Here is an 11,932-nt window from a genome sequence, read left to right as displayed (position 1 = left end):
GATCGTCGACGGCTACACCAACATCACTACCCTCAAGCTGTTCGCCCACACCAACTTCGAACAGCAGTACGCCCGCGAAGCCATTGCGGAACAGACCGAAAAAGCCCAACTGGCCGGCCGTGTGGTCACCAGCATGGACGTGGTCATCACCAGCATGAACGGCCTCTTGATCGTCGGCACCACCGGGCTGGCCCTGTGGCTGTGGACGCAGTCACTGATCAGCGTGGGCGCGATTGCCTTGGCCACCGGGCTGGTGATCCGCATCGTCAACATGTCCGGCTGGATCATGTGGGTGGTCAACGGCATTTTCGAAAACATCGGCATGGTCCAGGACGGTTTGCAGACCATCGCCCAACCGGTCAGCGTCACCGACCGCGAACAGGCAAAACCCTTGGCAGTGGCCCGTGGCGAGGTGCGTTTCGAACACGTCGATTTCCACTACGGCAAGAAGAGCGGGATCATCGGCGGCCTCAACCTGACCATTAAGCCCGGCGAAAAAATCGGCCTGATCGGCCCCTCCGGCGCCGGCAAATCGACGTTGGTCAACCTGCTGCTGCGCCTGTATGACGTGCAGGGCGGGCGGATCCTCATCGACGGCCAGAACATCGCCGAAGTCGGGCAGGAAAGCCTGCGCGAACGCATCGGCATGATCACCCAGGACACCTCACTGCTGCACCGCTCGATCCGCGACAATCTGCTGTATGGCAAACCCGACGCCACCGACGCCGAACTCTGGGAAGCGGTGCGCAAGGCCCGTGCCGACGAGTTCATCCCGCTGCTGTCGGACTCCGAAGGCCGCACCGGTTTCGATGCCCATGTCGGTGAGCGCGGGGTGAAACTCTCCGGTGGCCAGCGTCAGCGGATTGCCATCGCCCGGGTGCTGCTCAAGGACGCGCCGATCCTGATCATGGACGAAGCGACCTCGGCACTGGACTCGGAAGTCGAAGCAGCAATCCAGGAAAGCCTCGAAACCCTGATGCAGGGAAAAACCGTGATCGCCATCGCTCACCGTCTCTCGACCATTGCCCGGATGGACCGGTTGGTGGTGCTGGAAAACGGCAAGATCGCCGAAACCGGCAGCCACGCCGAACTGCTGGCCCATGGCGGTTTGTATGCACGGTTATGGCAACACCAGACCGGCGGGTTTGTCGGGATCGATTGAGCCGCGATCTTGGCGCCATCAGCCACACAGAAGAACACCAGAAACCGCCAGAGCCCGCTAACCACGGGCTCTGGCGGTTTTTTATGGTCACTGGAATTCCGTAAAAATCCTGCTGTACTCAGCCAAGGTACTGGAGGTTCCGTAGTCCATCTGCTGGATGCACAACGACAGTGTTATCTCGATAGGGAAACTCGCTATGTCTTTGTTCAAACGTTCGGCTACAGAATTGGTAGGTACGTTCTGGCTGGTATTGGGAGGGTGCGGCAGTGCGGTCCTGGCGGCAGCGTTTCCAAACGTGGGGATCGGTTTACTGGGGGTGTCCCTGGCATTCGGTTTGACGGTACTGACGATGGCCTTCGCCATCGGCCACATCTCGGGTTGTCATCTCAACCCTGCGGTTTCAGTCGGACTGGTCGTCGGCGGACGCTTCCCTGCCAAAGAACTGCCCGCCTACATCATCGCCCAGGTGATTGGCGGGATCATCGCAGCGGCCTTGCTGTACTTCATCGCCAGTGGCAGACCCGGCTTCGAACTGGCCAGCGGCCTGGCGTCCAATGGCTATGGCGAACACTCGCCAGGCGGCTACTCGATGGCGGCGGGGTTTGTCAGTGAACTGGTGATGACCGCCATGTTCATCCTGATCATTCTCGGCGCCACCGATAAACGCGCCCCGGCCGGGCTGGCGCCCATCGCCATCGGCCTGGCGCTGACCCTGATCCATCTGATCTCGATTCCGGTCACCAACACCTCGGTCAACCCGGCCCGCAGTACCGGACCGGCGCTTATTGTCGGGGGCTGGGCGATTCAACAGCTATGGCTATTCTGGCTGGCRCCGATTCTGGGGGCGGTCATCGGTGGTGTGATGTACCGCTGGCTGGGCAAAGAAGACAGTTAATCTGCGCGACTGAGCCTGCAATCAACGGCGAAGATCAGCCTTGTCGATAAGGCAAGGCGGTCTTCGCCTCTTCTGCATACCCCAGCACCCCGACGCGTTCGCGCTCGAGGAAGTCTTTCACCGCCGACTTCAAGCCCGGATGGCGCAGGTAATGCCAGGAATGGGTGATCACCGGTTCAAAGCCGCGAATCAGTTTGTGTTCGCCCTGAGCGCCGGCGTCGAAACGCTGAAAGCYGTTGGCAATGGCGTAATCCATACCCTGATAGAAACAGGTCTCGAAGTGCAGGCGATCGAACTCCGCCAGGCAACCCCAGTAACGGCCATAAAAGCTGTCGCCGCCGACCAGGCTGAAGGCCATGGCCACCGGCCGTGAACCTTGTTTGGCCAGCACCACGCGAATCGACTCCGGCATGCGCTCGGCCAGCAGACTGAAAAATTCCCGCGTCAGGTAAGGCGTCTGCCGACGCACCGCGTAGGTATTGGCGTAGCAGGCGTACACAAAGTCCCACTGCGCCTGGGTCAGCTGCCGGCCTTCCAGCCATTCGAAGTCGATGCCCTGCCCTGCCACCTGCTCACGCTCCTTGCGCATTTGCTTGCGCTTACGCGAACTGAGGGCGTCGAGGAAGTCCTGAAAATCCCGGTAATCACGATTCTGCCAGTGGTACTGACAGCCAATGCGCTGCAACCAGCCTGGCTGTTCGGCCAATGCAGCGTCGGTGAACGGATCGGTGAAATTGATGTGGGCACTGGAAAGTTTTTCTATCTCCAGATAACCCGGCAGGCTCTGCAAGAGTTCGAAACCGTCCTCGATCGTCGCCGCCAGCAATCGCGGCCCGCTGACCGGACTGAACGGCACCGCCGTCAACAGTTTGGGGTAGTAGTCGATGCCCGCACGCTCACAGGCATCGGCCCAGGCATGGTCGAACACGTATTCGCCGTAGGAGTGCCATTTGCGGTAACTGGGCAGCGCGGCGATCAGGCGCTCGCCTTCGACATGCAGCAGATGCTCGGGCTGCCAGCCGGAATGCGGGCCCAGGCTGCCGCTGTCTTCCAGTGAACCGAGGAACGCGTGGCGCAGAAACGGCTGATTCTCCGGCACCAGGGCATCCCAGGTACGGGCTGCGATTTGCGACAGTGTATGCAGACGTTGCAGCGGCATTTTCCTCTCCACATCTTGGCGTGACAGCTCCGCGAGTATCGCCGATCGCAGGGCGATCCACACGCGTCAATCCGATACAAGGCTCTGAATCGGGCATTTCGGAAACGTTTGTATCGTCATCGACCTGCCATCACTTCGCCACTGACCTGTCATAAACCATCGCGATACTGGCGCCTGTTTTTAGAGCGTCGGGTTCTACCCGGCCACTGTTTTCCGACCTTCAACTGTCGGTTGTGTCCAGGATGGTTCAGCCATCCCTCTCATCTTCGGAGATTGCTATGCGTCTTGCTTCCACGAAAACTGCGGCGGCCTTGTGTGGTGGCCTGCTGCTGGCCATGAGTGTTCCGGCCAGTGCCGCAGTCGACGCCAAACTGCTCGACATGCTCAAGGCTAACGGTTCTATTTCCCAGGCGCAGTACGTTGAACTGCAAACCGAACTGGCCAAGGATCAGAAGGCTCAGCAAATCGCGCAGCAGGCGCAGCAAGAGACCAACGAACAGATAGCGGTCGCCGCGAAGAAAGCCAACGAGTTGAGCGCCTTCGACCAGAAGCTGGCCTGGGCCGCCAAGACCCAGTTCAAGGGCGACGTTCGCGTACGCCAGGAAACGGTCAAGATCGACGGCGAACCCAACAACGGTGGCCGTGACAAGGATCGTCAACGCATCCGCGCCCGTCTGGGTGCCTACAGCGAAATCAACCCGCAAGTGGACACCGGCATCCGCATTGCCACCGGCGGCGGTGACGATGCTCGCTCGACCAACCAGGACATGGACAACTACTTCGACAAGAAGCAGATCTGGCTGGATCTGGGCTACATCGACTACCACCCGGACGCCATCAAAAACCTGCATGTGATCGGCGGCAAGATGCTGCAACCGTGGGTCAGCATGGGTGATGTGATCTGGGACAGTGATATCAACCCGGAAGGTCTGGCAGTGACCTACAAATACCCGCTGGGCAGCAGTGCCGAACTGTTCGGTAGCCTGGGCAACTACAACCTCAAGGACAACGTCGACGGAGAAGGCGTGCAATTTCGTCACGACCTGCGTCTGACCGCCGGCCAGTTGGGCAGCCGTTTCGCCATCACCGACAACCTGAAACTGACCGTCGGCGGCAGCGTCTATGCCTACCAGAACGACGAAGACAGCCGTTGCACCGGCACCTCCACACCGTGCGCCCTGGCCGTCAACGGCAACTCGGCCAACAACGAGTTCCGCCTGTACGAAGGCTTCAGCCAGATCGATATCGGCGGCCTGCCGATGCCGCTGTCGTTCTACGGCCAATACGTGAAGAACAACGATGCCGTGACCGATCAGGACACTGCCTGGCTAGTCGGTGCCAAATCGAAAGTCTTCGGTTTCAACCTCGACTACAACTACCGCGACGTGCAGCGTAACGCCGTGGTCGGCGCCTTCACCGACTCGGACTTCGCCAACGGCACCACCGGTTCTCGCGGTCACAAGTTCAAAGTCGGTTACGACATCGACAAGAACTTCGCCCTCGGTGCCACTTACTTCCTGACTAAAGCCGACTTCTCCAGCCGTACCCAGCGTGATGCCAACACCAACACGCTGCAACTGGACGCGGAAGCGAAGTTCTAAGCTGCGAAGCCACACACTTCAAACGATGCGGTTTACATACGGTCGTGTCGTTTGAAGAGGTTCAACAGTCTGGCGCGGGGCAACGACCCCCATCATCCGTTCGTTTCACCCGCGCCGGCCTGTGYTTTCCTTCAGGAACGATCTTTACGCCGCTGCGCCGCCAGCCGCTCGGCCAGCGCCTCCACATCCTCGACCGGCTTCTGCGGCATCACCCGCAAGGTCGCCTGCATCAACCGCATCTGCCGAATGAATCGCCGACAATTGGGGCAAAACATCAAGTGATGCCGCATCATCAGACGCTCGCGAAAACTCAACTGGCCATCGAGATAATCACTGGAGCGCGCCACTTGTTCCTTACAGGTCAGCATTCGCCGGTTTCCTCAAAATGTTCTACGGTCGCAAAGACCTTCAACCGTGCCCGATGCAGCAGCACACGAACATTGGAGAGCGAGATTTCCAGAAGATTACAGATCTCCTCCAACTCCAGCCCCTGTCGCTCGCGCAACAGTAAAACACTGCTTTGCAGTTCCGACAGGCTGAGCAGCGTGTGCTCCAGGCATTCGCGCAGTTCGTTTTCAGTCAACAGCGCCTCTGGCGTGTCCTGATGCCAGGCAAACGGCGCCACCAGCCAATGACCATCGCTCGATGAAAAACGATCATCATCGATCGTGCCATGGGGCGACGGCAGGTCATCGAGCAACACTTCCCGGCGGTTTTGCTTGTAGCGGCTCTTGGCCGAGTTGGCGGTGATAGTCAGCAGCCAGGTCTTGAGGCTCGAACGTCCCTCGAATCCGCTCAGGTTACGCACAACCGATAGCCAGGCATCCTGAACAATTTCGTCGGCATGCCGGTTGCCCACAATAGCGTAGGCCACCGCACGCATGGCGCTCTGATAAGTGCTGACCAACTCTTTGAAAGCCTTTTGTTCACCTGCCAGCAAGCGCTCAAGCAGTTGCGCGTCGTCAGCCGCCATTAACAACCCCCTTGTTCTGACCTCGAAAATGAAAACAGCAGGACTTCGCCTGTAGGCATCGTCCTGCTGGAATTTCCGAAAATTACAGCCTTCCGACTATTTCGAATGTAGGAAAAGTCATCACAAGCCAGAGGAAAGAACAACAACCCCTTCGATCAACGTTTGCGCAATATCACGCTGCCAATCGAATAACCGGCGCCGAACGAACTGAGCACAGCCAGCGAACCGCTGACCAGATCGTCCTGATTCTTGTGGAACGAAATCACCGAACCGGCGGAGCTGGTGTTGGCGTAGGTGTCGAGAATCACCGGGGCTTCTGCTTCAGTGGCTTCACGGCCCAGCAGCTTCTTGACGATCAGGTGGTTCATGCTGAGGTTGGCCTGGTGCAGCCAGAAACGCTTCACGTCACTGACGTTGAGCTGGTTTTCTTCCAGGTGCGTGGCGATCAGCTCGGCAACCATCGGGCAGACATCGCGGAACACCTTGCGGCCTTCCTGGACGAACAGCTTGTYGGGGGCACCGATGCCCTCTTCCGCGGCGCGGTTGAGGAAGCCGAAGTTGTTGCGGATGTTGTTGGAGAACTTGGTCAGCAGTTTGGTGCTGACCACCTCGAACTGGTACTTGGAGGTCGCCAGATCGGCGCGCTCGATGATCACCGCGGTGGCGGCGTCGCCGAAGATGAAGTGGCTGTCGCGGTCACGGAAATTCAGGTGACCGGTGCAGACTTCCGGGTTAACCATCAGGATCGCCCGGGCCTGGCCCAGTTGCACACTGTTGGCGGCGGCCTGGATACCGAAGGTAGCCGAGGAGCACGCCACGTTCATGTCGTAACCGAAACCCTGGATACCCAGCGCTTCCTGAACTTCGATGGCGATGGCCGGGTAGGCGCGTTGCAGGTTGGAGCAGGCGACGATCACACCGTCGATGTCAGCGGCGGTCTTGCCGGCACGCTGCAAGGCTTGCTCGGCCGCGCCAATGGCCATCTGGCACAGCACCGACCACTCGTCGTTGGAGCGCTCGGGCAAGCGTGGCGTCATGCGTTGCGGGTCGAGGATACCCTCTTTGTCCATGACAAAGCGGCTTTTGATGCCGGAGGCTTTTTCGATAAACGCTGCGCTGGATTCGGTCAATGCCTGGATTTCGCCGCGCTCAATGGCCTCGGCGTTGTCGGCGTTGAACTGCGCGACGTAAGCGTTGAAAGACTGCACCAGCTCTTCGTTGGAGATGCTGTTGGCCGGGGTGTACAAGCCGGTGCCGCTGATGACGACGTTATGCATGGTCGTTTCTCTAATCCGTTCAGGCAGAAAGCGCTGGCACCGACGTACCAACACACAAAGGGTCTATTCCAGGTTCCGGACGCAAACCTGGCATCGCTTTATTCCGATCCGCCTGGGCCCGTGGAGGCTGAAAACCGCGGGCCGGCGTTTATAGGCGCGAAGTTTGCCATAAACGCTGGCTTTTGGCGCCTTTTGCTGAGTCGAACTCATACCCGCTCCCACAGGGTTCAGGGCTCGACTTGTGTCCATTGCTTGCTCAAGCGCTTATCGGAGATCGGCACCTTGGTTCCCAGTTGCTGTGCGAACAGCGAAACCCGGTATTCCTCCAGCCACCAGCGATAAAGCTCCAGCTGCGGATCGCGCTTGCCTTCCTGGGCGTGTTTGTTGGCGCGGGTCTGGTATTGGGTCCAGAGGCCAGACAATTCTCCACTCCAGACCCGGTCCTTCTGCACCTGAGCACCGAGTTTCTCGAAACGCTGCTCGACTGCTTTCAGGTAACGCGGCAGTTCCTTGAGCCACGGCATCGGCGTTTCCCGCACGAACCCCGGGTACACCAGATGGCTGAGCTGCTGCTTGATGTCGTTCAAGGCCACGGCTTGCGCCAGGTCGATCTTGCCCTTGAAGCGTTTTTGCAGGCCGTGCCAGTGCTTGAGAATCTCCAGGGTCAGCCTGGCCAGACGCTCGGCGTGCTCGGTCCAGGCACCGCGTTTACGTTCGGCCAGGGACGCCAGTGCGGCACCATCGCGTGGCAACGGGTCTTCGCCGTCGAGGATGCAACTGTCCAGACTGGCCAGCAGAATGTCTTCCACCAGGCTGTCGATGCGCCCCAGCTCGCGGTACATCAGGCCCAACTCGGTCAGCCCCGGCAACTTGCCGCGCAAGAACTTCGCCGGCTCCGCCAGTTGTTGCATCAGCAAGCGCTGCAAGGCCCGGCGATGCTGGAACTCGGCTTCGGCCGGGGTCGAGAAACGTCCTTCCTTGACCGTCCCGGCCTCTTCCACCAGCGCCGGATACACCGTCATCGACAGCCCGGCGATCTTCTGCTGGGTTTTCTCGGCGACGGCGGCAAAGACTTTCGCCTCCACCGGTTGCTGGCTTTTCGCGGTTTGCGGCACGGCCAAGGCGGCCTGGCTGGCCTCGGCAAAGCGTGCGGTCAACTCTGCCAAATCACGCCCTTCGCCAAGGAACTTGCCCTGGCCGTCGACGATTTCCAGGTTCATCCGCAAATGGCTTTCGACCTGCTGCGACGCTTCGGCCCAGGCCTCATCGCTGACCCTCGCGCCGGTCATGCGCAATAACTCGCGGCCCAGCGCCAGAGGCAATGAGCCCTCGCCGAAAGTCATGCGCTGCATCGCGGCTTTGACGAAATCCGGCACCGGCACGAAATTCTTGCGCAGGGCCTTGGGCAGGTTGCGCACCAGCGCAATGCACTTGGCCTCGATCACGCCTGGCACTAGCCATTCCAGGCGTTCCGGCGGCAGCATCGGCAACAGCGGTGCTGGCACGCGCAAGGTCACGCCGTCACGCGGATGGTTGGGCTCGAAGTGATAACTCAGCGCCAGTTCCAGGTCGCCGATGTGCAGGGTGTCGGGGTAATGCGCGGCGGTGACTTCACTGGCTTCGCGGGCCAGCACGTCCTCTTCGCGCATGATCAGCAGCTGCGGGTCTTTCTGGCTGTTGATCCGGTACCAACTGTCGAAGGTCGCGGTCTGGTGGATCTCCGCCGGCAAGCGCGCATCGTAGAAGGCGAACAGGGTTTCTTCGTCGGCCAGAATGTCTCGGCGACGCGCCTTGGCTTCCAGTTCGTCGAGCTGTTCCAGCAGTTGCTTGTTGGCCGTCAGGCACTTGGCTTTGGATTGAATCTCGCCACGCACCAAGGCTTCGCGAATAAACAATTCGCGGGACACCACCGGGTCGACCGGCCCGTAATGCACCGGCCGGCGTCCGACTACGATCAGCCCGAACAGGGTGATTTGCTCGAAGGCCACGACCTGCCCACGCCTCTTCTCCCAATGAGGTTCGAAGTGGTTTTTCTTGATCAGGTGCCCGGCCAGCGGCTCGATCCAGTCGGCGTCGATCTTGGCGACCATCCGCGCGTACAGCTTGGTGGTTTCCACCAGTTCGGCGGTCATCAGCCATTGCGGGCGTTTCTTGCCCAGGCCCGACGACGGGTGAATCCAGAAGCGTCGCTGACGGGCACCGAGGTAATCGCCATCTTCGGTTTTCTGGCCGATCTGGCTGAGCAACCCCGACAGCACGGCTTTGTGCAGCTTAGGGTAATCCGCCGGCTCTTTGTTGAGGCTCAGCTGCATGTCGCGGCAGATCAGGCTCAACTGGCGATGGGAATCGCGCCACTCGCGCAGGCGCAGGTAATTGAGGAAGTTCTTGCGGCACCAGTTACGCAGCGGACTGGCCGTCAGTGCCTGGCGCTGTTCTTCAAAACCCCGCCACAGATTGACCAGCCCGGCGAAGTCCGAGTCCACGTCTTTCCACTGGGCGTGGGCCTGATCGGCGGCTTGCTGACGCTCCGGCGGACGCTCGCGCGGGTCCTGGATCGACATGGCGCTGGCGACAATCAGCACTTCCTGCAAGCTGCCCAGTTTCGCCGCTTCCAGTAGCATGCGGCCCATACGCGGGTCCACCGGCAGCCGCGCCAGTTGGCGGCCGAGCGGGGTCAGCTGACTGTTGCGATCCACCGCCGAGAGCTCTTGCAGCAGGTTGAAACCGTCGCTGATGGCCTTGCCGTCCGGCGGTTCGATAAACGGGAAATCAGTGATCTCGCCGAGGCGCAGATGGAGCATCTGCAGAATCACCGCCGCGAGGTTGGTCCGCAGGATTTCCGGGTCGGTGAATTCCGGCCGACCGATGAAATCTTCTTCGYTGTACAAGCGCACGCAAATACCCGGCTCGACCCGCCCGCAGCGACCTTTACGCTGGTTGGCACTGGCCTGGGAAATCGCTTCGATCGGCAAACGCTGGACCTTGGCGCGGTAGCTGTAACGACTGATGCGCGCGGTGCCGCTGTCGATCACGTAACGAATGCCCGGCACCGTCAGAGAGGTTTCCGCAACGTTGGTCGCCAGAACCACTCGACGCCCCGGATGCGACTGGAAAATCCGCTGCTGCTCGGCCGGCGACAGCCGTGCGTACAACGGCAGAATCTCGGTGTGCTTGAGCTGTGCCTTGCGCAGCATGTCCGCCGCGTCGCGAATCTCGCGCTCGCCGGGCAGGAACACCAGCACGTCGCCGGGGCTCTTGCGCTCACTGCGTTCGAACGCGGCGATTTCGTCGAGGGTGGCGAGGATCGCCTGATCCACGGTCAGGTCATCCTCGACACGGTTGCCCTCCTCGTCCTGCTCCAGGGTCAGCGGGCGATACCAGGTTTCCACCGGGAAGGTGCGACCGGAGACCTCGACAATCGGCGCGTCATCGAAGTGTTTGGAGAAGCGCTCCAGGTCGATGGTGGCCGAGGTGATGATGACTTTCAGGTCTGGACGACGGGGCAGCAGGGTTTTCAGGTAACCGAGCAGGAAGTCGATGTTCAGGCTGCGTTCGTGGGCTTCGTCGACGATGATCGTGTCGTAGCGCTCGAGGTAGCGGTCGTTCTGGGTTTCCGCCAGCAGGATGCCGTCGGTCATCAGTTTGATCAGGGTGTTGGCATCGCTCTGGTCCTCGAACCGCACCTGATAGCCCACCAGCGCACCCAACGGTGTCGCCAACTCTTCAGCGACCCGGCTCGCCACGCTGCGGGCGGCGATTCGACGCGGCTGGGTGTGGCCGATCAGGCCGTGCTGGCCGCGGCCGATTTCCAGGCAGATCTTCGGCAACTGGGTGGTTTTACCCGAACCGGTTTCGCCGGCAATGATCAGCACCTGATGTTTGAGCAACGCCGCTTTGATTTCGTCGCGCTTGGCGGCGATCGGCAGGCTGTCGTCGTAGCGAATCACCGGCAGGCTGGCGCGCCGCGCCAACACCTGATCACAGGACGCCTGTGTGCGCGTCACCCACTGGGCCAGCTTGGCCTCGTCAGGTTTCTTGCGCAGCTCAAGCAACTGCCGCCGCAGCCGGTGGCGGTCGGCGAGCATGGCGTGATCGAGGTTTTTCAGCAGTTTGTCGATGGAAGGCGATTCGTCAGTCATCAGGTACGCAAAAGTCGTCTAGTGGCGCAGGAGGCGGATTGTCGCAGATTTGGGCTGCTGAGTGACGCGCTTTTGTGGCGAGGGAGCTTGCTCCCGTTCGGCTGCGAAGCAGTTGTAAACCTTTCATCGCGGCTGTCTGAATCTGCGCGATGAATGGTTTTGGGGTCGCTTCGCAACCCAGCGGGAGCAAGCTCCCTCGCCACAGTGTGTTCGCTCAGACGAGCTATTCGTTATCCAGCCCCTTGCGCCGATACGGAAACACATCAATCACCTTCCCCGCCCGAATCGCTTCCTGCAGCCCCTTCCAGTAATCGGCGTTGTACAGCTCGCCGTGCAACTGATCGAACAACTTTCGCTGCCCGGAATCGGCAAACAGAAACGGTGGAAACTCCTCGGGGAACACGTCCAGTGGCCCGATCGAGTACCACGGTTCGGAGGCCATTTCGTCTTCCGGCGTGCGCGGTTGCGGGATGTGGCGGAAGTTGGCTTCGGTCAGGAAGCAAATTTCGTCGTAGTCATAGAACACCACGCGACCATGACGGGTGACGCCAAAGTTTTTCAACAGCATGTCGCCGGGGAAAATGTTCGCCGCCGCCAGTTGCTTGATCGCCAGGCCATAATCTTCCAGCGCCTCGCGCACCTGCGCTTCGTTGGCGTGTTCCAGATAAAGGTTCAACGGCGTCATCCGGCGTTCGGTCCAGCAGTGACGAATCAGCACCGTATCGC

General features: G+C 60.3%; 9 protein-coding genes. 3 read left to right on the top strand and 6 right to left on the bottom strand.

Going from position 1 to position 11,932, the window contains the following annotated elements:
• Together AC1DLB_RS07815 and aqpZ are read left to right on the top strand one after the other, a co-directional pair.
• On the top strand, window positions 1–1,162 hold a 1,162-nt coding region (locus AC1DLB_RS07815; protein WP_477784835.1), incomplete at its 5' end, for an ABC transporter ATP-binding protein.
• Between the two features lie 196 nt (window positions 1,163–1,358).
• Window positions 1,359–2,057, top strand: a complete 699-nt coding sequence (aqpZ, locus tag AC1DLB_RS07810; protein ID WP_064619652.1) for an aquaporin Z — start codon at window positions 1,359–1,361, stop codon at window positions 2,055–2,057.
• Between the two features lie 34 nt (window positions 2,058–2,091).
• On the opposite strand, the gene AC1DLB_RS07805 is transcribed toward aqpZ, so the two are convergent.
• Complete coding sequence (locus tag AC1DLB_RS07805; protein WP_477784834.1) at window positions 2,092–3,216, bottom strand: GNAT family N-acetyltransferase; 1,125 nt, start codon at window positions 3,214–3,216, stop codon at window positions 2,092–2,094.
• A 278-nt stretch (window positions 3,217–3,494) separates the two neighbouring features.
• Here AC1DLB_RS07805 and AC1DLB_RS07800 point away from each other — a divergent pair, with 278 nt between their 5' ends.
• Entirely contained in the window at window positions 3,495–4,817 is a 1,323-nt protein-coding gene (locus tag AC1DLB_RS07800; protein WP_477743401.1) for a putative porin, read from the top strand.
• Window positions 4,818–4,948: 131 nt separating this feature from the next.
• Here AC1DLB_RS07800 and AC1DLB_RS07795 read toward each other — a convergent pair whose 3' ends face one another.
• From AC1DLB_RS07795 to AC1DLB_RS07775, 5 genes are all read right to left on the bottom strand, one after another.
• The gene (locus AC1DLB_RS07795; RefSeq protein ID WP_007934080.1) at window positions 4,949–5,185 is read right to left on the bottom strand and encodes an anti-sigma factor family protein; all 237 of its coding nucleotides are present in this window, start codon (window positions 5,183–5,185) and stop codon (window positions 4,949–4,951) included.
• Window positions 5,179–5,790 carry an RNA polymerase sigma factor gene (locus AC1DLB_RS07790; RefSeq protein WP_018926737.1) on the bottom strand — a complete coding sequence of 204 codons (612 nt, stop codon included), beginning with the start codon at window positions 5,788–5,790 and terminating at the stop codon, window positions 5,179–5,181. The genes AC1DLB_RS07795 and AC1DLB_RS07790 overlap by 7 nt, the downstream gene beginning before the upstream one ends.
• Before the next feature lie 155 nt (window positions 5,791–5,945).
• Complete coding sequence (locus tag AC1DLB_RS07785) at window positions 5,946–7,067, bottom strand: beta-ketoacyl-ACP synthase III (RefSeq protein WP_477784833.1); 1,122 nt, start codon at window positions 7,065–7,067, stop codon at window positions 5,946–5,948.
• Window positions 7,068–7,294: 227 nt separating this feature from the next.
• Entirely contained in the window at window positions 7,295–11,206 is a 3,912-nt protein-coding gene (gene hrpA / locus AC1DLB_RS07780; RefSeq protein ID WP_477784832.1) for an ATP-dependent RNA helicase HrpA, read from the bottom strand.
• 223 nt (window positions 11,207–11,429) lie between these two features.
• A partial coding sequence (locus tag AC1DLB_RS07775; protein ID WP_477784831.1) for an isocitrate dehydrogenase kinase/phosphatase-domain containing protein occupies window positions 11,430–11,932 on the bottom strand: 503 nt, incomplete at its 5' end.

The sequence above is a fragment of the Pseudomonas sp. 05N434 genome (assembly GCF_056396965.1).
This window is presented reverse-complemented; position numbering and strand designations above follow the sequence as displayed.